This is a genomic window from Streptomyces sp. NPDC058470 (genome assembly GCF_042721055.1).
Classification (GTDB): domain Bacteria; phylum Actinomycetota; class Actinomycetes; order Streptomycetales; family Streptomycetaceae; genus Streptomyces.
Genome location: NZ_JBHXMF010000003.1, coordinates 18,805 through 44,059 on the forward strand (window position 1 = coordinate 18,805; position 25,255 = coordinate 44,059).

The window sequence follows — 25,255 nt, forward strand, 5'->3', positions numbered from 1 at the left end:
CGTTCCGTAACGCCGCGCATCGTTTCCGGGCCTCCCGGGCCGCCCCGGGTTTCCGGGGCGCCGCGAGGCCGTGGCACGCCGGATAGTGTGCCTGCCGAGGCCCTGCCCAGCCCGGGAGGAACGCACCACCATGTCTGAAGCCCCCGCAGCACCCGTGATCCTCAGCAACGTGCGGGGCTCGTTCCCCTGGAGTGTGCTGGCCGAGCGGCATCCGGCGCTCATCCGGAAGGTGCGGGACGCCTTCCCGTACGGACCCGAGCAGCACCGCGCGCTCGACGCGCTGCTGAAGGACTGCACCGAGGGCGTCATCGAACCGCTCGGTGCGCGGGCGGACGGCCGTGAGCAGTGGGAGGCGTGGGGGCGGGAGTACTTCGGCCGGTCCTGGTTCGACGTGCCCTTCCTGTGGTCCGAGAGCTACTTCTACCGCCAACTTCTGGAGGCGGTCGGGTACTTCGCCCCCGGGCCCTGGCGAGGTATCGACCCCTTCCGGCCCTTCAAGCTCGCCGAGCTCGACACCACGGAGGCGGACGAGGAGCTCGCCGCCCTCGACGAACTCGTGCACCAGCCGGTCGAGGAGCAGGAGTTGGCGCTGCTGCACGGATCGCTGTGGGGCAACCGCGCGGACCTCGGCTTCCGGCTGGCCGGCGCCGACGGTGGAACGGCCGGCGACTCACAACTCGTAGCCGATGAGAGCGAGTTGCTGCGGTCGCTGTTCGCCGGAGGCACCCTCTGCGTGGTCGCGGACAACGCCGGCCGCGAACTCGTCCCCGACCTGCTCCTCATCGACCACCTCCTCCTTCACCGCCGCGCAGGGCGGGCCGTCCTGCACGTGAAGCCGTACCCGTACTACGTCTCCGACGCCACGACCGCCGACGTGGTCGACGCCCTGCGCCGTCTCACCGCGGCGAAGGGCGCCGCCGGTGAGTCCGGACACCGCCTCTGGTCGGCCATGACCGACGGCCGCCTCACGGTCCGCGCCCATCCCTTCTCCTGCGCACCTCTGCCGTACGCCGACATGCCGGACGACCTGCGTGAGGAGTTCGCCGCGTCGGACGTGACGATCATGAAGGGCGACCTGAACTACCGCCGCCTCATCGGCGACAGACGTTGGCCTGCCACGACGCCCTTCACGACCCCCACCGCGTACTTCCCGGGCCCGGTCGCCGCCCTGCGCACCCTCAAGTCCGACGTGACCGTCGGTCTCGACGCCCGCACCGAGGCCACGCTCGACGCCGCCGAGGAACAGCGGTGGCGCACGAGCGGCACGCATGCGCTGATCCAGGCCAGGCGCTGAGCCCTCGGCCGAACGACAGGGAGCGGAGCGGGCATTACGCACGGCCTTTGCCGGTATGGCGTACGTTCGCACGCTGATTCACGCGATGGTGTGATCATGTCCCGGCCTGTGGATGCCCCCGGAGGGGTGTGGGTAGGGCCGGGCCATGACGCAGCCGTTCCAACTCCCGCACTTCTACATGCCGTATCCCGCGCGGCTGAACCCGCATATCGACGAGGCGCGGGCCCACTCGGTCGAATGGGCCCGCGGAATGGGCATGCTGGAGGGCTCCGGCATCTGGGAACAGTCCGACCTCGACGCGCACGACTACGGACTGCTCTGCGCGTACACGCACCCCGACTGCGACGGCCCGGCACTCTCGCTGATCACCGACTGGTACGTCTGGGTGTTCTTCTTCGACGACCACTTCCTGGAGATCTTCAAACGCAGCCAGGACCGCGACGGCGGCAAGGCCTACCTCGACCGGCTGCCGCTCTTCATGCCGCTCGACCTGTCAACTCCCGTACCGGAGCCGGAGAATCCCGTAGAGGCGGGGCTCGCCGACCTCTGGGCGCGCACGGTGCCCTCGATGTCCGTCGAGTGGCGCAGGCGGTTCGCGGTCTCCACCGAGCATCTGCTGAACGAGTCGCTGTGGGAGCTCTCCAACATCAACGAAGGGCGGATCTCCAACCCCGTCGAGTACATCGAGATGCGCCGCAAGGTGGGCGGCGCCCCCTGGTCGGCGGGGCTCGTCGAGTACGCGACCCGTGAAGTGCCCGCCGCCGTCGCCGAGTCGAGGCCGCTGCGGGTGCTGATGGAGACGTTCTCCGACGGGGTGCATCTGCGCAACGACCTCTTCTCCTACCAGCGGGAGGTCGAGGAGGAGGGGGAGCTGAGCAACGGTGTCCTCGTCCTGGAGACCTTCTTCGGTTGCACGACCCAGGAGGCCGCCGAGATCGTCAACGACGTGCTCACCTCCCGGCTCCACCAGTTCGAGCACACGGCGTTCACCGAAGTGCCCGCGCTGGCCGTGGAGAAGGGGCTCACTCCGGAGGAGGTCGTGGCGGTCGCCGCGTACACACAGGGGCTCCAGGACTGGCAGTCCGGCGGCCACGAGTGGCACATGCGGTCCAGTCGCTACATGAACGAGGGGGCACTGTCGCAGGGCGAGCCCTTCGGTGCCGCCGGGTTCGGGACGTCCGCCGTCGACGTGGGCGCGCTGCTCTCGGCGGCCGGGGCGGAGCGGCTGTGCTCGTACACCCATGTCCCGTTCCAGAAGGTCGGACCCTCTCAACTCCCCGATTTCTACATGCCGTTCGAGCTGACGCTCAGCCCGCACCTGGAGGGGGCCAGGGACCGGCTCACCGGCTGGATGTACGACATGGGCATGCTCCAGGAGGGCGTCTGGGACGAGGACAAACTCCTCGCCTACGACCTGCCGTTGTGCGCTGCGGGCATCCACCCGGACGCGACGCCCGAGGCCCTCGACCTGGGGTCGCAGTGGCTGGCCTGGGGCACGTACGGCGACGATTACTACCCGCTCGTCTTCGGCCACCGCCGCGACCTGGCCGCCGCCAAGCTCAGCACCGCACGCCTGTCGGCCTGCATGCCTGTCGACGGCGAGGAGATCCCGGTCCCGGTCAACGGCATGGAGCGCGGACTCGCCGACCTGTGGCAGCGCACGACGGCGGAGATGACCCCCGACGCCCGGCGCCCGCTCCGGGCCGCGGTGGACAAGATGACCGAGAGCTGGGTCTGGGAGCTGGTCAACCAGATCCAGAACCGCATCCCCGACCCGGTCGACTATCTGGAGATGCGCCGCGCCACCTTCGGCGCCGACCTCACCATGGGCCTGTGCCGCCTGGGACATGGCCCGAAGGTACCGCCGGAGGTTTACCGCAGCGGCCCCGTCCGGTCGCTGGAGAACGCCGCCGTGGACTACGCGATGCTCATGAACGACGTCTTCTCGTACCAGAAGGAGATCGAGTACGAGGGCGAGGTGCACAACGGCATCCTCGTCGTGCAGAACTTCTTCGGCTGCGACTACCCGACCGCGCTGAACGTCATCCACGACCTGATGACCCAGCGCATGCAGCAGTTCCAGCACGTCGCCACCCATGAACTGCCCATCCTCTACGAGGACTTCAAGCTCTCGGAGGAGGTGCGCGGGATCATGCAGGGCTACGTCGTGGAGCTGCAGAACTGGATGGCCGGCATCCTGAAGTGGCACCAGGACTGCCACCGCTACGGCGCCGCGGACCTGGCCCGCCGCGCCCACGGCTTCCTGCCGGACCAGGTTCCCGCGCTCCCGTTCAACTTGCCGGGGAATCCGGTGTCCGCGTCGGTCTGACACTCACCGGTGCCGCCCCGGAGAGCTCCGCGCATTCCGCGAGCAGCTCCCCGGGGCGGTCTTTTTTTCGAACGTGCTTGGCAGTCTCACTCGTTCGTGAATCGTCGCGTGCCCAGGCACCGGGTAGAGCAACAGCCGGGGGCGATCCACAGAGCAGCTGCCGGAGGCGATCCATGGAACAGACCGCGTTGCGTCCCAAGCCGATGCCCGGTCAGGAGCCGGGCGGTGACCGTCCGGCCGGCGGCAACAAGCGTCCGCACGCCGCGCGGCGACGCGGCAAACGGCTGATGACCCTCCTCTTCGGCCTCTTCGTGGGGGCCGTGCTGGTGCTGTCGGGCGTCGGACTCGGCACCGTGGGCGCCACCGTGATCGGGATGAGCAAGCTGGCGGATCTGCAGAAACAGGCGGCCGCGGCCCCACCTCCGTCCGGGTCCAAGTCGGCTCCGGGCGGCGGGAGCCCGACCCCGGCGAAGGAGTCGTCGGCGCAACCGTCGGCGCAACCGTCGGAACAACCGGAGAAGAAGGAGTCCGTGCGGGCAACGCTCGGCGTCGAGGCCGTCGACGTCCCCGAGGGCACGGGTGCACTCGTCGTCGGTGTCCATGTCCCCGGCCCGGGTTACACGGCGGGCCTGGTCCGCGGTGACGTCCTGCTCGCCTTCGGCGAGACCCGTATCGACGCGGCCGCCGACCTGGCACGGGCGGTTGGCACCGCGAAGCCCGGCACCGCCGTCACCCTCACGGTGCGGCACGCGAACGGCAACCAGCAGCAGCTGTCCACGACCCCCGGGGTCGTGACCTGAGCCGCCGTCGACCTCCTGGCGAGCAGTGCCCCGCCCTCATCGGCGTAATGAATTAATGGGATCTAGCCATTGGAAACCATTGGATCTAATGGAAAGGTAATGGCTGACCATTGTTTTGAGGTTCCCGGAAGAGGTCGGCTGACGTGACGGCGCCAACCGGCTCGCGCCCGTCCCCTCGGAGGGGCAGGATGCTGCCCGTAGCCCCTGAGGAAACCGGGACAGACGGAGGCATGGATGACCGGCACGCCCGCGCCCTTCACCGCCGGTGACTACGAGGCCCGTATGCGTCGCGCCGCCGAGGCCGCGGCGGACGCGGGGCTGGACGGCGTCCTGGTCGCGCCGGGGCCCGATCTGGTGTGGCTGACCGGATACCGGCCCGTGGAGACCGAACGGCTCACCGTGCTGGTGCTCCGGCCCGGTCAGGATCCCGTCCTGGTCGTGCCGACCCTGGAGGCCCCGGACGCGGCAGCGGCGGCCCCCACACTGGCCCTCCGGGACTGGACCGACGGCAAGGACCCGTACGAGGCGACCGGCGCCCTCCTCACCGGCTACGGCCGCTACGGCGTCAGCGACAACACCTGGGCCCTGCACCTGCTCGGCCTCCAGCAGCGGCTGCCGGACACCCGCCACCTCGCGCTCACCGAGGCCCTGCCGATGCTGCGGGGCGTCAAGGACGAGGCGGAACTGGACCGGCTCGCGGCCGCCGGCGCCGCTGCGGACGCGACGTACGAGGAGATCCGGAAGGTTCCCTTCGCGGGCCGCCGCGAGACGGACGTGGCCGCCGATGTCGCCGCCCTGCTGCGGCAGTTCGGGCACTCCCAGGTCGACTTCACCATCGTCGCCTCGGGTCCGAACGGAGCCAACCCGCACCACGAGGCCGGCGACCGCGTCATCGAACGCGGCGACATGGTCGTCCTCGACTTCGGCGGCCTCAAGCACGGCTACGGCTCCGACACCTCGCGCACCGTCCACGTCGGCGAACCGGACGACGAGGAGCGCAAGGTGCACGACATCGTGCGCGAGGCACAGGAGGCGGGCTTCCGCGCGGTACGGCCCGGCGCCGCCTGCCAGGACGTCGACCGGGCGGCCCGCGCGGTCATCACCGAGGCCGGGTACGGCGAGTACTTCATCCACCGCACCGGGCACGGAATCGGCGTCACCACCCACGAACCGCCGTACATGATCGAGGGCGAGGAACTGCCCCTCGTCCCCGGAATGTGCTTCTCGGTGGAGCCCGGCATCTATCTGCCCGGCCGCTTCGGAGTGCGCATCGAGGACATCGTGACAGTGACCGAGGACGGCGGACGCCGCCTCAACACCACCTCCCGCGAGCTGGTGATCGTCGACTGACCCACCCCACCCGGCTGACCCGACCCGACCCCGCCCGGCACCCCACACCCCCGAACGACAGCGGCGCGACATGACCCAGGCACCGACACCGACCGCGGACACCGTCCGCAGGCTGGTCCGTTCCCTGCTCACCGACGCCCCCGCGCCGGGCCCGGGACCCGACGTGCGGCCCGTCGCCGAGGACGGCGAACACTCCACCTGGTGGGTCGGCACGCGCCACGTGATGCGGCTCGCCCCGGACCGCGAGGCCTCCGCCCGCCGGCGCCGCGAACTGCGCGTGCGTGACCTGGTCCGCCCGCACGTCGGGGTCGCGGTCCCGGTGAGCGTCGCGCACGGCGACTGGGCCGCCGGCCTTGGCTACACCCTCGACACCAGACTGGTCGGCGTCACCAGCGAGGAACAGGACGTCTCCGCCATCGGCGAGGCCGACCTCGCCGCGCTGCTCACCGGGCTGCGCGAGGTGCCCGTACGCCAGGCAGAGGCACTCGGCGTTCCGCGCGCCGCGCCGCGCTCCCTGGAGGCGCTGCGGACGTCCGCCGAACGGGCCGCCCAACAGCTGGCCGCCGCCGATGAGTTCGACCCCGGCCGCCTTGCCCAGCTCACCGCGGCCGCCGCCGTCCAGCTCGCCGGACAGCCCGGGGCCGCCTTCCTCGTGCACCACGGACTCACGGGGGAGCACCTCGTCGTCAGCGCCGACGGGCGGGTGCGCGGCGTCCTCGACTGGACCGACGCGGTGCTCGGCGACCCCACCGAGGACATCGCGGGGCTCGCCGTCGCCGTCGGCGCCCCCGCGGCCGTACGCGCCGCCACCCTCGCCGGCTACGGCGCCCGCCCCTGCTTGCGCGGCCTGTGGCTGTCCCGCTGCGACACCGTGATCCGGCTCGCCGACCGCCTCCAGGGACACGGTGACAGCCCCGTAACCCTCCTGCGGATCCAACTGCGCCGCGCCTGGGAGGCGATCCTGCTGGAACGGGTCACGGAACTGACGGGCGACGACTGAGCCGCCACGGGCTCGGCACCACACACGAGACGGATGAGTCACCGCGGGCTCACCCCTGCCTCAGCACCACACACGACTCGCCCGGCACACTCAGCACCCCGTCCTCGCCCGGCGGCCTGACCGGCTCCCAGGCGGCCAGCACGTGCGCGTTACGGACGCCGAGGGGGATGGTCGCGGTCTCCTTGCCGAGGTTCACAGCCACCCGGACGTCACCGCGCCGCAGGGCGAGCCAGCCGGCCTCCACGTCGTAGGCGACCTTCACCGCGGCGAGGTCGGGGTCAGAGAGGTCGGCCTGACGTTGCCGCAGGGTGATCAGGTCGCGGTACCAGGCCAGTACGCGCGCGTGGAGTGCCTTTTCGGGCTCCGACCAGTCCAGACAGGAGCGGTCCCGGGTGGCCGGGTCCTGCGGATCCGGGACGTCCTCCTCGGCCCAGCCATGCGCCGCGAACTCCCGGCGCCTGCCCCGCCGTACGGCGTCGGCGAGCTCGGGATCGGTGTGGTCGGTGAAGAACTGCCAGGGTGTGCCCGCCGCCCACTCCTCGCCCATGAACAGCATCGGCGTGAAGGGCCCGGTGAGCGTCAGCGCGGCGGCGCAGGCCAGCAGACCGGGGGAGAGGGAGGCCGAAAGACGGTCGCCCTGGGCGCGGTTGCCGATCTGGTCGTGGGTCTGCGTGTAGCCGACCAGCCGGTGCGCCGAGACGCGCGTACGGTCGAGCGGGCGGCCGTGCGACCGCCCGCGGAAACTGGAGTACGTGCCGTCGTGGACGAAGCCGGACGTCAGCGTTTTCGCGAGCGTCGGGAGCGGGGCGCGTGCGAAGTCCCCGTAGTAGCCCTGCGCCTCACCGGTCAGCGCGGTGTGCAGCGCGTGGTGGAAGTCGTCGTTCCACTGCGCGTGCAGTCCGAGGCCGCCCTCCTCGCGGGAGGTGATGAGCCGAGGGTCGTTCAGATCCGATTCGGCGATCAGGAAGAGCGGCCGGTCCAGATCGGTGGCGAGGCCGTCCACGGCCGTCGACAGCTCCTCCAGGAAGTGCAGCGCGCGTGTGTCCCGCAGCGCGTGCACCGCGTCCAGCCGCAGCCCGTCCAGCCGGTAGTCGCGCAGCCAGGCCAGCGCGCTGCCGACGAGATACGCGCGCACCTCGTCCGAGCCGGGCGCGTCCAGGTTCACCGCCGAACCCCAGGGCGTCTGATGGGTGTCCGTGAAGTACGGGCCGAACGCGGGCAGGTAGTTGCCGGACGGGCCGAGGTGGTTGTGCACGACGTCGAGGACGACACCGAGGCCGAGTTCGTGCGCCCGGTCGACAAAGCGCTTCAGCGCCTCCGGGCCGCCGTACGGCTCGTGCACCGCCCAGAGCGACACACCCTCGTACCCCCAGCCGTGCCGCCCCGGGAAGGGGCACAGCGGCATCAACTCGACGTGGGTGACGCCCAGTTCCTGGAGATGACCGAGCCGCTCGGCAGCCGCGTCCAGCGTGCCCTCGCGGGTGTACGTCCCCACGTGCAACTCGTACAGGACCGCGCCCGGCAGCGGACGCCCCGCCCAGTGCGCGCGCCAGTCGTAGCCCTCCGGGTCGACCACCGCGCTCAGCCCGTCGGGGCCGTCCGGCTGTCGCCGAGAGCGGGGATCGGGCAGCACGGGGCCGGCGTCCAGTGCGAAGCCGTACCGCGTCCCGTCCCGCGCCTCCGCGTCACCCGTCCACCAACCCGCACGCTCCGGATCGCGCTCCAACGCGCGCGTGGTGCCCTCGCAATGGAGTGCCACCCGCTCGGACTGCGGTGCCCACACCTCGAACCGCACAGACGGTTCCCCCTTGTCCGCTCACCGTGATCTGGTTTCCGTGACGTAGCTCGTCCATGGTGCAAGACGTGAGATCAATTCGCTTTCGAATCTCCCGTTTTGCCGCGTGTCCGCCGCCGCGAACGGTCCGGTCGGCCGCAGTGGCCGTTTCTGTGTGTTCTGGACACCCCGCCCGCGCTGCCCGACAATCACCAACGTGACGTCGTCCTTCGAGTTCCACACGTACCCCGCGCGGCTGTCCGACGCGGAGCGCGACCGGGCGCTGAAGGCGCTCCGTGACGGCGTCGCCCTCGGGCGGCTCTCGCACGACACGTTCATCCGGCGCATGGAGCTGGCGCTCACCGCCCGGAGGTCCGACGAACTGGCCGTGCTCACCGCCGACCTGCCCACCGAGAGCCGCTGGTCGAAGGTGGTGTTCGGCACCGTCGAGGCAATCTCCGGCTTCTCCGTACGGGTGCGCAGGGCCTGGCAGGCCGAGAAGCTCCCGAAGCTGCTGCTGCCGCACCCCGCGGGCCTGTCCCCGCTGCGGATCGGCCGTGACCCCGCCAGCGGTCTGCGGCTCAACCACGAGACGGTCTCCCGGGTGCACGCCGAACTGAGCCGACAGGGCGGGTCGTGGGTCCTGCGCGACCTCGGCTCGACCAACGGCACGACCGTCAACGGGCGGCGCGTCATCGGCGCCGCCGTCGTCAGGGACGGCGACCAGATCGGCTTCGGACGGATGACGTTCCGGCTCGCGTCGGACTGATCGCGCGGGCGGCCGTCCGGACGGCGGCCGACCGAGCCCTGGCCTGGGTTTCGCACACCGTTTTCCTCGACTCTCCTTACCTTCCATGGTGTTGACGTACCCCCACAGGCGTGACTGACTGTGCGTACACCATGCACATCAGGTGAACCGACGGCACCACATAGGTGGAGGTGTGCCCTGCCGCCGCTCCCTCGCTACCCGACCGTGGACGAGCTGGGAGCCCGTGCGGCCGCGCTCGTCGCCCGTCATCCTCGCGACGCCCGCCTGCGCCGCGTGGGCACGTCACGGGAGGGAACTCCCCTGTGGCTCCTCTCCGTCGGGCACGGCAGCCGTCAGGCCCTCGTCGTTGCCGGACCGCACGCCAACGAACCCGTGGGTGGCGCCACGGTCCTGCGGGTGGCCGAACGGGCGCTCGCCGACCCCCGGTTGTGCGAGGGCGCGGACGCCACCTGGAACCTGCTGCTCTGCCTCGACCCCGACGGCGCCCGCCGCAACGAGGCCTGGCTGTCGGGCCCGTACACCCTCGGCAACTACTTCAGGCACTTCTTCCGGCCCGGCTTCCTGGAACAGCCCGAGTGGCTGCCCGAGGGCGTGGACGGGGCCACCCTGCCCGAGACCCGCGCCCTCCTCGACCTCCAGGACGAACTGCGGCCCTTTCTGCAGTGCTCCCTGCACGGCGTCGACGTGGGCGGCGCCTTCGTCGAGCTCACCCGTGAACTGCCCGGAATCGCCCAGCGCGTCGCGCACACCGCGACACGTCTCGGCATCCCGCGCGAACTCGGCCCGTACGACACCCTGTACTGGCCGTCGCTGGGCCCCGCCGTCTACCGCATCCCACCGCCGCGCCGGGGAGACCTGGCGGCCGCCATCACCGAGGCCGCGGTCGAGTCCACCTGGTTCCACCCGCACCCGTACGGCACCGTGACAGCGGTCGTCGAAGCCCCCATGTGGGGCGTGGCCGCCGTGGAGGACCCCACACGCCCCGCCGACGCCGCCACGGCGCTGCGCACCGTCAGCCACACGCTGCGCCGCGACACCGGGCTCCTGGAAGGGATCCTCGCGCGCGTGCGCCCCGTTCTCGGTGGCTCCCCGGACGTGGCCCGACTCCTCGCCCCCGTGGACGACTATTTACTGGTCGGCCCCGGTCTCGCCGACTCGTGGGATCCCGACCTGTGCCATGCCGGAGCGCGACCCCTGCCGCCGCTCACCATTGCGCGCCTCACCGCCCTGCGCCTCGCCGGACGCCGGGTCGCCCTGCGCACCGCCGGGCTGCTGCACCAGCTCGTGACCGGCTCGGGACACGACCCGCGTGGAGTGCTGCCGGAGCTCGACCGGCTGATCGACGAGTGGTGCGCCGACTACCGAGACGGCTGCGGGGCACACTGGATCCCGGTCGCGCGTCAGGTCGAGTACCAAGCACGCGTGGTACTCGCCGTGTTCGACCTCGCCGGGCGCCACGCGCGCGTGCCGTCCCGTTCGAGTGAGACAGGGTGGGGTTCGCAGGCCGCGGTGCCGATGCATCGGGAATGACGAAAACCACTCAAGCGGTACGGGGCGGCCTGCTCGCGGCGGTCGCCCTCCTCACCGTGGGCGCGGTCCCGGACCCGGCCCTGGCTCAGGCGATGCCGCGGCAGGCGTTCCAGGGCAACTGGCTGTACCTCACGGTCACCACCGGCGACGCCCGCTCCAGCGACACACGCGGCACGCTCCTGCTCTGCGATCCGCCCCAGGGGCACGCCCACGCGGCACAGGCCTGCGCGGAACTCCGCACCGCCGGAGGGGACATCACCCGGATTCCGGTCAGGGCCGACGTCCTCTGCCCCATGCTCTACGCACCGGTCACCGCCTCCGCACGCGGCGAGTGGAACGGCCGACGGACCGAGTACACCCGCACCTTTTCGAACACCTGCATGATGGGAGTCGAGACGGGGTCGGTGTTCGCCCTCGGGGGCCCCGGAGACTTCGAGGGCCTCGGGGGTTCGGGGGACTTGGGGGACCTCGGGCACTGAATCCTCAGGCCGAGGCGTCGCGCGCGTGGCGGGCCGCCGCGATCACCGTACGGGTCTGATGCTCGACCTGGTGGTCCAGCGGAACCCAGCGGGCACGGAAGCGGTCGGCGAAGGCGTCGCTCCAGTCGGCGACGAGCCGTTCGAGGTGTGGCGCCTCGCGGTCCCCCGTCTCCCGGAGAACCCGCAGCAGCATCGCGGCGGCCCGCAGCGGAAGCCGGCGGCCGAACGCGTCGACACTGCCGACGTACGCCGTCGTCGTGTTCGGAGGCGGTGTCCTGACCCAGTCGTCGGCCAGGCCCGGTACCAGTTCCAGCGCCCACTTGGCGGCGCGCAGGAGCGGCCCGTCGGGGCCCCGGAGCCGCGGCAGCGCCTCCGTGAGTACCGCTTCCACCTGGAGGGTGTCCCGCAGCAGCCTGCGTGCCAGCCGTCGCATCGCCGCCGCGGGGGCCGGGTGCGGTGTCGGGTCGTCCACCAGATCGCCGGCCCACATCGGCACCTCGACGACCGCGGTGAGACCGCCGTACCGGTGGGCGTGGTACCAGGTGCTGTGCCGTGCGTCGTCGGGCATGCTCGGGTATGCCGTGTCCAGGCCGGGAGCCGGCATCACATGCACCCCGGGCCCGGAGGCGGGCCAGCCCGCGGCGTCCGACGCGGCCGTCTCCACCGGGATGTGCAGCTCCGCCGCGGACTTGGCGAACGGCTCGGCGAGCCCGGGGACGTCCCTGGTCAACTGGACCCAGCTGCCGCCCAGATCGGTGCCGTGCAGGCTGACCTGGAGGTAGGGCCGCACCTCGTCGATGACCCGGATGAGGGCGCGGGTCTCCGGGGGCAGCCGGTCGGGCGGCAGGACGGACGGGGACCACTCCGGCTGCTCGGGCCCGGCCGGGCGGAAGAAACCGAGGTGGTAGTCGAGCAGGGTGCGCGGCGCCGGCGTCACATGGAGACTCGCCCCGTCCGGGTCCGCGCAGAGCAGGAAGTGCCAGGAGGTGTCGGCCCGTAAATCCCGGTCGTGCATGACCCGTTCGGCCACCGCGAGCACGGTCGAGCCGCCGGTCGGCTCGTTCGCGTGGGCGCCCGCCACCACGAGGACGCCGCGCCGTGCGTGGCCCATGGACAGCAGATGAAGAGGCCTGCCCCCGCGCGAGACGCCGACCTGTCTGAGCGCGCACAGGCCGGGCCGGTGAGCCGCCAACGCCCGGGCGGACGAGACGATTTCGGTCACAGTGGGGTAGCGCAACTCCGGCAGGAGACTCACCCCCGACTTGTCAGCCCTGCGTCGCTTTCCGCAGTACTCCACGGACTGAGTGAACTGTCAAGGAGATGAAGGGGCGGCTCCAGGGGGCGCCAAATGGCATTTACCGCTGGCAGGGGGTGTGCACCAGCGGACGGCCATTCAGTGCTGATGCCGGTTGCGCCCGGCGAGTGTCGGGAAACCTCTCGCCGACGGCGTGGGATCGGACAGGGGGGGCACCGGCTTCACTCGTATGGGTGTACGAGGCCTGCGGTCCGGGCGTCGCGATGGTCGGCTGGGACCAATCGCGCGCGGGTCCAGCGCGCAGACCCTAGGTGGGAGGCCGGCGGTGCTGTGTCCCCACGGTCTTCCTGGTCTTTACGGTCTTTCCAGTCTTTCCGGCCTTTCCGGTCCCCCTGGCCCTTCTGGTCTTCTCGGTCTTCCCGGCGAAGGCGTCCCGGCGTCCGCACGGACAGCACCGCTGCCGCCGGTTCCCGGCGCCGAGCCCGAGCGCCGGAGCCTTTGGCCGGCGGAATCGTCTGCGCTGCCGAGCCTGTGGCCGGAGAGCGTGTCCGCGACGCCGAGTCACTGCCCTGCGCTCCGTTCCGCGGCGGAGGGTCTCCGGACGGGGCACGGGGCGGCGTCCGAGGCGGAGTGGAGCGGGAGCGCTTCCGCGCCGGCTCAGACACCGAGCCGGGCGCCTGGCACTGGCCCGTCGTCTCGTACCGGCTCGGCGTCCTTGACCGACCCGCCGTCCGGCACCGCCTTGACGTCTGCCAGTGGCCCGCTGCCTCGTACTGGTTTGGCGTCTGGTGCCAGCTCGCCGCCTCGTACTGGTTTGGCGTCTGGTGCCAGCTCGCCGCCTGGCACCGGCCCTGCGCCTGGCACCGGCCCTGCGCCGCGCACCGGCCCTGCGCCGAGGACGGAATCGTCGACGAGTGCGGGCGCACCGACGGCGGCGGGCTCGCCTATGACGGCGGGCGCACCTATGACGTCCGGCTCGCCCGTGACGGCGGGCGCCCCTATCACGACCGGCTCGACCACGACGTCCGGCTCGACCACCACGGCCCGACCCCCGTCGGAGAGCCTGCCGCCACCCCCGAGCCTCCTCGCCCCCGCCACCGAGCGTGACCCCTACCCGCTGTATCGCGTCCTCCGTGAGCGCCACCCCCTCGTGTACGACGAGCCGTTCGGCGCCTGGCTGGTCAGCAGGTACGCCGATGTGCGCGCCGCGCTCGCGGACCCGCGGCTCGTCGCCGTGCCGCCCGGACGCACCCTGGCCCACCTGGAGGGCGGGACGCACAGCGCCCACCGGGCCGTGGTCTCCCCGGCGTTCCGCGGGGCCGCGCTGGCCGTCCTGACCGCGGGTGTCGCGCGGACGGCGTTCGTCCTCGCCCGCCGCCTCGCAGCCCGCCAGGAGGCCGATCTCGTCACCGAGTTCTGCCAGTGGCTGCCCACCGCGGCGGCCGTCGCCGCGCTCGGGCTGCCGTACGAGGACACCGCGCGCGTGCACGCGTGGTGCCGTACGGGCCTCGATCATCTCGGCGGTCACCACTCCGAACTCGACGCCTTCCTGCGCCCGTACATCGCCCGCCGCCGCGCTCACCCGGGTGCCGACCTGCTGTCGGCGCTGTGCACGGCGCGAGCCGACGGGCGACCCCTGTCGGACGAGGTCGTGGCGGGCCTGGCGGGGTCTCTCCTCGGCGCGGGCGGCGAGGCGAGCGCACGGGGCCTCGCGTCGTTCCTCGCCAACCTCCTCGACCACCCGGGCCAGTTGGCTGTCGTCCGGGCCCGTCCCGCGCTCGCGGCCGGTGCCTGGGCCGAGTCGCTGCGCCGCGATCCGCCGCTGCAGGTGGTGCTGCGGAGGGCCGTCGAGCCGGTCGGCGCGATACCCGTGGGCGCCACCGTGGCGTGTCTGGTGGGATCCGCGGGCCGGGACCCCGCACGGTTCGCCGACCCGGACCGCTACGACGCCTTCCGCCCCGACCCCGGACAGCTCGCCCACGGCTCCGGACGGCACTTCTGCCCCGGCGCCCTGCTCGCCCGGCTCACCGCGGAGCACGGCCTGCGCGCCCTGCTGACGGTTCTGCCGGGCATCCGGTGGGCCCCGGGCTTCCGGCCCACCCCGGAGGGCCTGATCAGCCGCTCACCGCGGAGCCTTCCGGTGCGCCTGCGCTGACCCGCTCCAGCAGCACCACGGGCAACTGCTCGAAAAGCTCCGCCACGCGCGCGTGCCCCGTGAACTCCCGCCCAGGAGAGAACACATCCGTCCACCGGCCCTCGGGGAGCGGGAGCACGGTGTCCCGCCAGCCGCCCGCCTCCGCCAACCGCAGCGACAGCCGGGTGACGGCCGTGACCACCTCCCCGGAGCGTACGAACGCCACACAGTGCGCGGCGCCGGGGCCCTGTGCCGTCAGCGGTGTGTACGTCGCCGAGTCGCCGAAGACGGCCGGGCGCCGCCCGCGCAGCCGCAGGGCCCCCGTGGTCAGGGCGACCTTCGCCGACGCCTGTTCCCGAGGTGCGAACGGCCGCCGGTTGTCCGGGTCCACCAGCGCCAGATACTCACCCTCGGTGCCCTGGTAGACGTCCGGCACCCCGGGCATGGTCAGATGGACCAGAGCGGCCCCCAGGACGTTCGCCCGCACATGCGGAGCCAGCGAGGCCCGGAAGTCGGCCACGCGCCGCCCGGGTGCCCCGCACGGCCCCTCCGCGACGAACGCGGCCACTGCTTCCTCGTACGCGGGATCCTGCTCGGTCCAGGCGGTGTGCAGGCCGGCCTCCCGGATGTGCTTCAACAGGGCTCCCTGGACCCGCTCGACGTCGGCCGGGCCGAGTCCGAACACCGTCTGCCACGCGGCCCACGCCACCTGCGGGTCGGGCACGCCCGCGCCGTCGCGGGTCACCTCGGCCAGGACGTCGGCCCACCGTTCGGGGCACTCGGTGAGCACGGAGAGGGCGGCGCGTACGTCGGCGCTGCGTTTCGTGTCGTGGGTGGACAGGGCGGTTCCGGTGGCGGGCCAGTCGCGCTGCACGCGCGCGCAGTAGGCGTGGAAGTCCTCTGGGGACACGGCCGGGCTCCCGGGGTTCCCGCCCACCTCGTTCGCCGACAGCTGGGGCACATAGCGGTAGAACGCGGTGTCCTCCACGGACTTGGCCCGCAGCGCGGACGAGGTCTGCGCGAACCGGGCCCGGAACTCGGCGTGCCCGGACCCGTCACCGGCCCGCCCGAGCACCAGGTCCCGTACGACGTCCACGGCATGCGCCTCCTCCGGCACCGTGAAGACCGCCCGGGCCTCGGAGGCCGCCTCCTCGGTGACCACCAGGGCGGCGTCCGAGGAGGGGTAGGGCCGGTACACCTCCAGGCGGACGAGAAGCTCCCGCAGCGCGGTGGCCAGCGCCCAGGAGGCGTGGTCGCGCAGCGCCGGGTCCGGGGAGGCGGCGCACAGACGGCTCGCCACGCGCGTGAGGCGGTCGGTCTCGGTGGCCAGTTCGTGCGTGACCACCTTGTACGCCGCCCGGCGCACCGTCGCCTCCCAGTGGCCGCCACGGTCGCTCTGAGGGGCCGCGAAACGCCGGTACTGGCCGAGGAGTTCGCCCGCGCCCGCCGGGTCCGTGAAGAGGCCGTCGACATGCCGCAGCGCGTCGTAGCCGGTGGTGCCCGCCACGGGCCACGCCGCGGGCAGCGGCTCGCCGTCCGCGAGGATCTTCTCGACCACCGTCCAGCGCCCGCCGCTCGCCTCGTGCAGCCGGCGCAGGTACGCGTCCGGGTCCGCGAGCCCGTCCGGGTGGTCGACGCGCAGCCCGTCCACCACGCCCTCGTCGAGCAGCTCCAGGATCTTCGCGTGGGTCGCCGCGAACACCTCCGGGTCCTCGACACGCACCCCGATGAGCTCCGAAATGCTGAAGAACCGGCGGTAGTTGAGCTCGGTACGAGCCAGCCGCCACCACACCGGGCGGTACCACTGCGCGTCGAGCAGTTGCGGCAGGGGCAGGTTCGCGGTGCCCTCGCGCAGCGGGAACACGTGGTCGTAGTAGCGCAGTACGTCGCCGTCCACCTTCAGGTGGACGATCTCCGTGCCGAGCCGGCCTCCGAGCACCGGCAGCAGCAGTTGTCCGCCCTGGGCGTCCCAGTCGATGTCGAACCAGCGTGCATGGGGCGACCCGGGTCCCTCGCGCAGCACCTCCCACAGGGGGTGGTTGTGACGCGGAGACATCGCCATGTGGTTCGGCACGATGTCCACGACCAGACCAAGACCGTGTTCCCGCGCGGTGCGCGCCAGGGAGCGCAGTCCGTCCTCCCCGCCCAGTTCGTCCCGCACGCGCGCGTGGTCCACCACGTCGTAGCCGTGCGTCGAGCCGGGAACCGCCTCCAGGACGGGGGACAGGTGCAGATGGGAGACGCCGAGCGAGGCCAGATAGGGCACGGCCGCCTCGGCGGCCCCGAAGGGGAACTCCGGCTGGAGCTGCAACCGGTACGTGGCGGTCGGCACGACGGGAATCACGGGCTCGGCCCCGGGCCCGGGAGTCACCGGTTCTGGACGCTCAGATGTCATGGAGCCTACGTACCCGCCCTGCCGCCTTTCGTGTCACCGGCGCCTGCAAACGGGCACGCGCGGGCGCCAAAAGGCCCTCCCCACGCGCGTGCCCCGGGAACGGCAACGCGACCGCCTAGGCGGGCCGCTGCAACACCGTCATGCTCCGGTCCACCAGTGTCAGCCGGTCCCCGGCCTCGACCTTCGCGCCCGTTCCCGGCGCCACTCCCTCGGGGAGTGCTGTGTCGACGATCACCTGCCACTGGCGCCCGTGGTCGACCGGCACCACGAACTCCAGGGCCTGGGGCGAGGCGTTGAACATCAGCAGGAAGGAGTCGTCGGCGATGCGCTCGCCGCGCGGGCCGGGTTCGGAGATCGCGTTGCCGTTCAGGAAGACGGACAGGGCGCGGGCCGTCGCCGAGCCCCAGTCACGCTCGGTCATCTCCCCGCCCTCCGGGGTGAACCACGCGATGTCGGACAGCTCGTCGTGCGTGCCCTGGACGGGGCGCCCGTGGAAGAACCTGCGGCGCCGGAAGACCGGGTGGTCGCGCCGCAGCCACACCATCGCGCGCGTGAACTCCAGCAGCTCCCCGCCTTCCTCCGGCCACGGCACCCAGCACAGCTCGCTGTCCTGGCAGTAGCCGTTGTTGTTGCCCTCCTGGGTGCGCGCGAACTCGTCGCCGTGGCTGAGCATCGGCACGCCCTGGGAGAGCATCAGTGTGGCGACGTAGTTGCGCCGCTGGCGTGCCCGCAGGGCCAGGATCGACTCGTCGTCGCTCTCGCCCTCGACCCCGCAGTTCCAGGACCTGTTGTGGCTCTCGCCGTCGCGGTTGTCCTCGCCGTTGGCCTGGTTGTGCTTGTTGTTGTAGGAGACGAGGTCGTTCAGCGTGAAGCCGTCGTGGCACGTCACGAAGTTGATGGACGCGAGGGGGCGTCGGCCGTCGTCCTGGTAGAGGTCCGAGGAGCCCGTCAGCCGGGATGCGAACTCGGCCAGTGTGCGGGGCTCGCCGCGCCACATGTCCCTTACGGTGTCGCGGTACTTGCCGTTCCACTCGGTCCACAGCGGCGGGAAGTTGCCCACCTGGTAGCCGCCCTCGCCGACGTCCCAGGGCTCGGCGATCAGCTTCACCTGGGAGACCACCGGGTCCTGCTGCACCAGGTCGAAGAACGACGACAGCCGGTCCACCTCGTGGAACTGCCTCGCCAGGGTCGCCGCGAGGTCGAAGCGGAAACCGTCGACGTGCATCTCGGTGACCCAGTAGCGCAGCGAGTCCATGATCAGCTGGAGCACGTGCGGGGAGCGCATCAGCAGGGAGTTGCCGGTCCCCGTGGTGTCCGTGTAGTAGCGCTGGTCCTCCGCGAGACGGTAGTACGAGGCGTTGTCGAGGCCCCTGAAGGACAGCGTGGGGCCCAGGTGGTTGCCCTCGGCCGTGTGGTTGTAGACGACGTCCAGGATGACCTCGATACCGGCCTCGTGCAGCGCCCGGACCGCCGACTTGAACTCCAGGACCTGCTGGCCGCGGTCGCCCCAGGAGGCGTACGCGTTGTGCGGGGCGAAGAAGCCGATCGTGTTGTAGCCCCAGTAGTTGTTCAGGCCCATGTCCACCAGACGGTGGTCGTTCACGAACTGGTGTACGGGCATCAGTTCCAGTGCGGTGACGCCCAGCTTGGTCAGGTGTTCGATGATCGCGGGGTGGGCGAGCGCCGCGTACGTGCCGCGCAGTTCCTCGGGCAGCTCCGGGTGCTGCATGGTGAGGCCCTTGACGTGAGCCTCGTAGAGCACCGTGTGGTGGTATTCGGTGCGCGGCGGGCGGTCGTCGCCCCAGTCGAAGTACGGGTTGACCACCACCGAGGTCATGGTGTGCGGCGCCGAGTCCAGGTCGTTGCGCTTGTCGGGCTCCCCGAAGCGGTAGCCGTACACCTCCTCGCCCCACTCCACCGCACCGCTGATGGCCCGCGCGTACGGGTCGAGCAGCAGCTTCGCGGAGTTGACGCGCTGCCCGTGCCCGGGGTCGTACCGCCCGTGCGCACGGAAGCCGTAGCGCTGTCCGGGCATGATGCCGGGCAGATAGGCGTGCCGCACGAACGCGTCGCTCTCGCGCAGTTCCACCGCGGTCTCCGAGCCGTCGTCGTGCAGCAGACACAGCTCTATACGGTCGGCGGCCTCCGAGAAGACCGCGAAGTTGGTACCGGCACCGTCGTACGTGGCACCGAGTGGATACGCCTCTCCAGGCCAGACCTGCATGGATATGACTCTTCCAGTAGTGCCGTGCCCCGGGGGGCCGCTCCGAGCCGAGTCTCCCCGAAAGTGGCGGAACCTCCTATGACTTACGTCCCTCTTACCCAATGACCAGGCATACGTCGTGTGCCGAACCGGTGGGGCTCGAAAACACTCCTGGACGGACCAGGGGAGCAGGGGGAAATGTGCGCAGGACAGTGCGCCGCCATCTGGGCAAAGTGGTGGCGGGTACGGCCATCGCGGTGGCCGGGACAGCGGTGATGATCGCAATCACGCTGCCGGGCTCGGCGGGGGCCGACGACTCTGGTGGCAGCGGGGCAGGCGGCCGGACCGCGCAGGAGACGGGAGAGCAGGGGCAGCAGGGGCAGGCGGCCGTGCAGCCGGGCGTCGTCGAGCAGGTGCCGGACGAGGGTGACAAAGGCATCGGCCGCGACTCGCTGACCGACGACGAGACCGAGCGGGTCGAGCGCATCGCGCTGAACCAGCAGCTCCTCAGGTCCGCCGAGGACGTCGAAGGGGACCGCGGCCCGCAGCGGATCGGCGTCGACCTCGCCGAGCCCGCCGAAGACGAACTGGGTGACGCGAGCGCGCCTCGCCGCGCCGAGGTCCGGTTCTACGACTACAAGGACGACGCGCTCGTCACCAAGACCGTCAACCTCGACACCGGGAAGGTCGAGAGGACCGGCACCCAGCACGGTGTCCAGCCGCCCATCAGCCGCGACGAGATGACCGAAGCCGCGCAGCTGCTGATCGCCGACCCGCTCGGCGCGGGCCTCAAGGCCGACTACAAGGACGCCACGGGGAAGGAGCTCACCTCCCCCGACCAGCTGATCCTCAACAGCATGGTCTTCCGCGCGGCCCCGGGCGCCCGGCCCGCCGCGCTCGCGGACTGCGGCACCCACCGCTGTGTACGGCTCTTCCCGAAGGTCAGGAACGGGCCCTGGATCGACAGCCGTGACCTGGTGATCGACCTGAGCGCCCGCAGGGCCGTCAAGCTCGGTTAGCCGGCGCCGCCGTCAGCTCACTTCTCCCACTCACCTCCTTTTCTGCTTTCGCAAGGAGTCACTTCGTCATGCGCGTAAACGGTTTGCTCAGTGGCGTCCGGCCGCGGGGAATCAGCCGGGTCCGTAGTCGGACGGCGGTGGGCCTCTCGGTGGCCGCGCTGCTCGTCGGCGCGGCCACCACCGCGGGACCCGCGGTCGCCCAGCCCAAGGCCGCTGCGGCGCCGGCCGCCGCCTGCAGTGCGGCGTACCGGATCGAGCAGAAGCTCTCCACCGGCACCACCTGGCGGATGTGCTGGCACTACGAGAGCGAGGCCGGGCTCGTCCTGGAGAACATCTCGTACCAGCCCAAGGGCGAGGCCCGCCCCATCAAGGTCCTCACCAGTGCCAAGCTCGCCCAGATCCACGTCCCCTACGACGACGGCAAGGCGGAGTACGACGACCTCACCGGCGCCGGTTTCGGGCAGGGCCTGATGAATTTGGCCCCGGGCGAGTGTCCCGGCGGCACGATCAAGAAGGTCAAGATCCCCAATGCGTGGGACCCGGAGCACCCCACCGCCAACGGCCTGTGCACCACGACCCGTACCCGCGGCCACGCCTACCGCATGCAGGGCGACACGGCGAGCAAGGTCTACCAGACCCAGGGCAAGGACCTGCTCGTCTACACCGTCAACCAGGTCGGCTGGTACGAGTACATCACCGAGTGGCGCTTCCAGGACGACGGCACCGTCAACATGAACGTCGGCGCCACCGGCAGTCTCTCGCCCGGCGACTACAACGCGGGCGACGGCCGCGGCTGGCCGATCGGCAAGGGCGCCAGGTCGTACGCCACCAGCCACAGCCACAACGTCTTCTGGCGGCTCCAGTTCGCTCTGGACGGCTCCACCAAGAACAAGGTCGAGCAGTACGACTCCGTGGTCAGCCCGCCCGCGAACGCCAACGACGGGCCGACCAACAAGACCACCCTCACCAAGGTCACCAAGGAACTCGCCGGTGACGCCAAGAACATGCGCTGGTGGCGCGTCGTCAGCGACATCGGCAAGAACAAGGACCTGCACGCGCGCTCGTACGAGATCGTCCCCGGCGCCACCACCAAGTACCCGGGGCGCAGCTTCACCAAGCACGACATCTACTTCACCGAGTACAAGAAGTGCGAACAGTTCGCCAGCAACAACCTGGCCAACTGCGGTACCGGAGCAGGTAAGTCCGTCGACAAGTGGGTCAACGGACAGACGCTCACCCACCCCGTCGCCTGGGTCAACGTCGGCTTCCACCACATCGCACGCGACGAGGACCAGCAGCCCATGCCGGTTCACTGGCAGGGCTTCTCCATCGCCCCGCGCGATGTCACCGCTATGAACCCGCTCACTCCGCCGGCCCTCGCCAACCAGAACGGGCAAGCGGAAAACGGTAGTTGAGAAACGACCTGTCCATCGGGCTGCACCGCTGACCACTCCCGGAGTACCCTTCCTTGATCGTTGAGTGGGGGCTTGCTCCACGCGAGAGCTCGGGGGAGCGGAAGGCGGTGCGCGGGTGGGCTCGGGAGGGCTGGAGTTGCCTCCTGGTGACGAGGGTCACGAGGGGAACTCCACAGATGTCCCACCCGGTGCGGTGTCCCTGGCACGGCCGATGGAAATGGGATCTATCGGACCGGAACTGGACTGGGGCGCCGACGCCTGGAGCGAGGTGCGCACGCGCGCCCAGCGGGCCGGGCGCGCCTACATCTGGCTGAACCTGGTCGAACAGCGGCTGCGCGCGGTCGTGGCCGCTGTTCTCCGTCCCATCTACGAACCCGTCCACGGCGACGAATGGGTGGTCGCCGCCGCCGGACCCGCCGGACAGGAATGGGTGCAGCGCGCGGTCGCCGTACGCGAAGTCAGCCGCCGCAAGGGGTACTTGCTCGACCCCGCCGACGACAACGTGCTCAGTTTCCTGACCCTGCCCCAGCTGCGCGAGCTGATGGTGCAGCACTGGCCGTGCTTCGAGCCCTACTTCGACGAGCGCCGCGACGTCGAACTCGCCCTGGACGAACTGGAAGTCACCCGGAACGTCGTCTCGCGCAACCGTGCCCTGTCCGAGGCGGTCCTCGCACAGGCCGAGCGGGCGGCGTCGAAACTCCTGGAGATACTCGGCGCCGGCAGTGACGCGCCCTCCGCACGCAGGCTGCCCGTCGACGCCGTGGAGAACCTGGTCGGCGACCGGTACGCGGACGTGGTCGGCGTGCACTCGGACCGGGTGCGGCTGCTGCGCCAGTTCCCCGCCGAGGACTTCTTCGGCGGTGCGCGCCGCCTCGACGCCATCGGCATCGGCCTGAACCTGCTGGTGCAGAACTTCTCCGGCCGGCGGCTCGTGCGGCTCGCGGAGTCGGGCTGCCGGGTGCGGCTGCTGTTCCTCAATCCGGCGTCCAGCGCGGTGAAGCGGCGCGAGCGGGAACTCGGCATCAAACGGGGTGAGTTGAGCCGCGCCGTCGAGATGAACATCCTGCACATGCGCCGGGTGCGCTCCAAGCTGCACGACCCGGGCGCCTTCGAGATCCAGGTCTACGACGAGACACCCCGCTTCACCGCGTACCTCGTGGACGGGGACGGCTCGGACGGCATAGCGGTCGTGCAGTCCTATCTGCGCCGGACGCGGGGGATGGAGGCGCCGGTCTTCGTACTGCGCGGCGGGGGCCGGCTGGTCAAACCGGACGAGATTGACGAAGAAGGGCTTTTCCCGACATACCGCGAGGAGTTCGAGATCGCCTGGGCGGATTCGCGGCCGGTCTCCTGACGCTCCGGACACCCTCGCGGCCGGGAAGCGGAATGCGGCCCTCGGATTGTCAGTGGTGCATGGGATCGTGGAGACCACTGGGGGAAAGCACCACGAAGAAGGGGGGCCGCCCATGGGCTGGCACCAGGAGCTGCTGACCGGCTTCGACCTGGAGACGACCGGGACGGATCCGCGCGAGGCGCGCATCGTCACGGGGGCCGTGGTCGAGGTCAAGGACGGAAGACTGCAAGGGCACCGCGAGTGGCTGGCCGATCCGGGGGTGGAGATTCCGGCGGACGCGGTGGCGGTGCACGGGATCACGAACGAACGGGCGGTGGCCGAGGGCAGGCCGGCCGACCAGGTCGCCGACGCGATCGCAGGCGTCCTCGTCTCGTCCTGGCAGTCGGGCGTCCCGGTCGTCGCCTACAACGCGGCCTTCGACCTGACCCTGCTCTCCGCCGAGCTGCAGAGGTACGGTCTGCCGTCCCTGCGCGACCGACTGGGCGGCGTGGATCCGGCGCCCGTCATCGACCCGTACACGATCGACCGCTCGGTGGACCGCTACCGCCGCGGCAAGCGCAACCTCGAAGCGGTCTGCACGGAGTACGGGGTCTCGCTGGACACCGCCCACGACGCCTCGGCCGACGCCCTCGCCGCGGCCCGGCTGGCCTGCGCGATAGCCGACCGCCACCCGAAGGTCGCCGCCCTCGGCCCGGCAGAACTGCACCGCCGCCAGATCGACTGGTACGCCGAGTGGGCAGCCGACTTCCAGAGCTTCCTACGCCGCAAGGGCGACACAGCCGCAGTGGTGGACGGCGTGTGGCCCCTGCGGGACCTGGCGGACGAACGGGTCTGAGCCTGCCCCGCTGCGGACTTGGTGGGTGTGCGGGTCTGAGCCCGTTTGGGTTCGGGACTCGGCGGATGAGTGGGCCTGGGCCCGTCCGGCTGTGGGACTCGGTGGGTGTGTGGGTCTGGCCTCGCCTGACTGTGGGATCTGGCGGGTGTGCGGGTCTGAGCCGTTTGGATTCGGGACTCGGCGGATGAGTGGGCCTGGGCCCGTCCGGCTGTGGGACTTGGTGGGTGTGTGGGTCTGAGCTGCCCGGCTTGCGGGTCTGGGCTTGCCCGGGTTCAGGACTCGATGGACGAGCGGGTCTGAGCCGACCCGGCTTCGGGACCTGGCGGATGAACAGGGCTGAGCCCGCCCGGCTTGCGGGACCCGGCGGACGAGGGGGGGACAACGGGGGCCCCGTCCGAGGAAGCGCCCGTTCTAGAACGGGTACCAGCGCACGGTCTCGTCGCCGTCCCGCAGTGATGCCACCCGGCGCTCGAACTCGGCCAGTGCCTTGGGGTTGACCGGTGCGTGCTGGGCGACCCAGGCGCAGCTGGCGGTCTCCCGTGCTCCCCGGAGCACGGGACAGCCCGCCCACTCACGGACGTCCCAGCCGTACGCCTTGGTGAAGGAGTCGTAGGCCTCGGCCGGGAGCCCGTAGCGGTCACGGGACAGGGCCATGACCACCAGGTCGTGCTCGCGCAGGTCGGCGGAGAAGGTCTCCAGGTCGACCAGGACCGGTCCTTCGGGGCCGACATGGACGTTGCGGGGCAGCGCGTCGCCGTGGATCGGGCCCGGCGGCAGATGCGGGGTGAGTGCGGCTGCGGCCGTCGCGAAGCCGTCGCGCCGGGCCCGCAGATACGCCGCGTCCGCGGGGTCGATCGCGTCGCCCGCCAGACGCAGCCAGCGCTCCACACCGCCCAGCAGTTCGCGGGGCGGCAACTCGAAGGAAGGGGAAGGCAGTGCGTGCACCACCCGTAGCAGTTCGGCCAGATCGCGGGGCTCCGCGGGGCGCACGGGATCGGGCAGCCGGTGCCACACCGTCACCGGGTGACCGTCGACCAGCCGCGCCTCGGGCTCGGCCGCCCGCACCGCCGGGACGCCCACGTCGGCGAGCCAGGCCGCGATCTCCAGTTCCCGCCGTGCGCGGTCGAGGAGTTCGGCATCGCGCCCCACCTTGACGACCAGGTCACCGGCCGCGAACACCGCGTTCTCGCCCAGGGCGAGGAGAGTCGCCTCCCGCACCGGCTCCGGCAGCACATCCGCCGCACGTAGTACGTTCCGCGCCTGTGCCTCGTCCATCCCGCGCCTCCCATGGCTCTCGCCGACTCCCGCACACGGCGTCAC

At 71.3% G+C, this 25,255-nt stretch carries 19 protein-coding genes; 14 read left to right on the forward strand and 5 right to left on the reverse strand.

Annotated features, from left to right (window positions below; genetic code table 11):
• The first annotated feature begins 130 nt into the window (after positions 1-130).
• From ACFWP7_RS02735 to ACFWP7_RS02755, 5 genes are all read left to right on the forward strand, one after another.
• Positions 131-1,294, forward strand: a complete 1,164-nt coding sequence (locus tag ACFWP7_RS02735) for a damage-control phosphatase ARMT1 family protein (protein WP_384374901.1) — start codon at positions 131-133, stop codon at positions 1,292-1,294.
• Between the two features lie 145 nt (positions 1,295-1,439).
• The gene (gene cyc2 / locus ACFWP7_RS02740; protein ID WP_384374905.1) at positions 1,440-3,623 is read left to right on the forward strand and encodes a germacradienol/geosmin synthase Cyc2; all 2,184 of its coding nucleotides are present in this window, start codon (positions 1,440-1,442) and stop codon (positions 3,621-3,623) included.
• A 173-nt stretch (positions 3,624-3,796) separates the two neighbouring features.
• On the forward strand, positions 3,797-4,423 hold the full coding sequence (locus ACFWP7_RS02745; protein ID WP_384374908.1) for a PDZ domain-containing protein: 627 nt from the start codon (positions 3,797-3,799) through the stop codon (positions 4,421-4,423).
• A gap of 234 nt (positions 4,424-4,657) precedes the next feature.
• Entirely contained in the window at positions 4,658-5,773 is a 1,116-nt protein-coding gene (locus ACFWP7_RS02750) for a M24 family metallopeptidase (RefSeq protein WP_384374911.1), read from the forward strand.
• Between the two features lie 70 nt (positions 5,774-5,843).
• Positions 5,844-6,773 (forward strand): aminoglycoside phosphotransferase family protein, encoded by a 930-nt coding sequence (locus ACFWP7_RS02755; RefSeq protein ID WP_384374914.1) that lies wholly within the window; start codon positions 5,844-5,846, stop codon positions 6,771-6,773.
• A gap of 49 nt (positions 6,774-6,822) precedes the next feature.
• On the opposite strand, the gene treZ is transcribed toward ACFWP7_RS02755, so the two are convergent.
• The gene (gene treZ, locus ACFWP7_RS02760) at positions 6,823-8,568 is read right to left on the reverse strand and encodes a malto-oligosyltrehalose trehalohydrolase (RefSeq protein ID WP_384374917.1); all 1,746 of its coding nucleotides are present in this window, start codon (positions 8,566-8,568) and stop codon (positions 6,823-6,825) included.
• Positions 8,569-8,764: 196 nt separating this feature from the next.
• On the opposite strand from treZ, the gene ACFWP7_RS02765 reads away from it, so the two are divergent.
• From ACFWP7_RS02765 to ACFWP7_RS02775, 3 genes are all read left to right on the forward strand, one after another.
• Entirely contained in the window at positions 8,765-9,316 is a 552-nt protein-coding gene (locus ACFWP7_RS02765) for an FHA domain-containing protein (protein ID WP_384374920.1), read from the forward strand.
• A 204-nt stretch (positions 9,317-9,520) separates the two neighbouring features.
• Positions 9,521-10,846 carry a M14 family zinc carboxypeptidase gene (locus tag ACFWP7_RS02770; protein WP_384374923.1) on the forward strand — a complete coding sequence of 442 codons (1,326 nt, stop codon included), beginning with the start codon at positions 9,521-9,523 and terminating at the stop codon, positions 10,844-10,846.
• Entirely contained in the window at positions 10,843-11,325 is a 483-nt protein-coding gene (locus tag ACFWP7_RS02775; protein ID WP_384374926.1) for an SSI family serine proteinase inhibitor, read from the forward strand. Before ACFWP7_RS02770 ends, ACFWP7_RS02775 begins: the two co-directional genes overlap by 4 nt.
• 4 nt (positions 11,326-11,329) lie before the next feature.
• On the opposite strand, the gene ACFWP7_RS02780 is transcribed toward ACFWP7_RS02775, so the two are convergent.
• Positions 11,330-12,580 carry a M14 family zinc carboxypeptidase gene (locus ACFWP7_RS02780; RefSeq protein ID WP_384374929.1) on the reverse strand — a complete coding sequence of 417 codons (1,251 nt, stop codon included), beginning with the start codon at positions 12,578-12,580 and terminating at the stop codon, positions 11,330-11,332.
• Between the two features lie 630 nt (positions 12,581-13,210).
• Here ACFWP7_RS02780 and ACFWP7_RS02785 point away from each other — a divergent pair.
• The gene (locus ACFWP7_RS02785; RefSeq protein WP_384374932.1) at positions 13,211-13,687 is read left to right on the forward strand and encodes a hypothetical protein; all 477 of its coding nucleotides are present in this window, start codon (positions 13,211-13,213) and stop codon (positions 13,685-13,687) included.
• A gap of 43 nt (positions 13,688-13,730) precedes the next feature.
• Complete coding sequence (locus ACFWP7_RS02790; RefSeq protein ID WP_384374935.1) at positions 13,731-14,735, forward strand: cytochrome P450; 1,005 nt, start codon at positions 13,731-13,733, stop codon at positions 14,733-14,735.
• On the opposite strand, the gene treY is transcribed toward ACFWP7_RS02790, so the two are convergent.
• Both treY and glgX read right to left on the reverse strand, forming a co-directional pair.
• Positions 14,695-17,109: a malto-oligosyltrehalose synthase gene (gene treY / locus ACFWP7_RS02795; RefSeq protein ID WP_384374938.1), complete on the reverse strand. Its 2,415-nt coding sequence runs from the start codon at positions 17,107-17,109 to the stop codon at positions 14,695-14,697. The genes ACFWP7_RS02790 and treY overlap by 41 nt on opposite strands.
• A gap of 115 nt (positions 17,110-17,224) precedes the next feature.
• Positions 17,225-19,333: a glycogen debranching protein GlgX gene (gene glgX / locus ACFWP7_RS02800; RefSeq protein ID WP_384374941.1), complete on the reverse strand. Its 2,109-nt coding sequence runs from the start codon at positions 19,331-19,333 to the stop codon at positions 17,225-17,227.
• Positions 19,334-19,512: 179 nt separating this feature from the next.
• On the opposite strand from glgX, the gene ACFWP7_RS02805 reads away from it, so the two are divergent.
• The 4 genes from ACFWP7_RS02805 to ACFWP7_RS02820 all read left to right on the forward strand — a co-directional run bounded on the left by ACFWP7_RS02805 (position 19,513) and on the right by ACFWP7_RS02820 (position 23,935).
• The gene (locus ACFWP7_RS02805; protein WP_384374944.1) at positions 19,513-20,331 is read left to right on the forward strand and encodes a Tat pathway signal sequence domain protein; all 819 of its coding nucleotides are present in this window, start codon (positions 19,513-19,515) and stop codon (positions 20,329-20,331) included.
• Positions 20,332-20,399: 68 nt separating this feature from the next.
• Entirely contained in the window at positions 20,400-21,746 is a 1,347-nt protein-coding gene (locus tag ACFWP7_RS02810; protein WP_384374947.1) for a copper amine oxidase, read from the forward strand.
• 115 nt (positions 21,747-21,861) lie between these two features.
• Positions 21,862-23,100 carry an SAV2148 family HEPN domain-containing protein gene (locus tag ACFWP7_RS02815; RefSeq protein WP_384374950.1) on the forward strand — a complete coding sequence of 413 codons (1,239 nt, stop codon included), beginning with the start codon at positions 21,862-21,864 and terminating at the stop codon, positions 23,098-23,100.
• 112 nt (positions 23,101-23,212) lie between these two features.
• Positions 23,213-23,935 (forward strand): 3'-5' exonuclease, encoded by a 723-nt coding sequence (locus ACFWP7_RS02820; protein WP_384374953.1) that lies wholly within the window; start codon positions 23,213-23,215, stop codon positions 23,933-23,935.
• Positions 23,936-24,346: 411 nt separating this feature from the next.
• Here the strand turns inward: ACFWP7_RS02820 and ACFWP7_RS02825 are convergent, their stop codons facing one another.
• On the reverse strand, positions 24,347-25,210 hold the full coding sequence (locus ACFWP7_RS02825) for a phosphotransferase enzyme family protein (RefSeq protein WP_384374956.1): 864 nt from the start codon (positions 25,208-25,210) through the stop codon (positions 24,347-24,349).
• Positions 25,211-25,255: the final 45 nt, after the last annotated feature.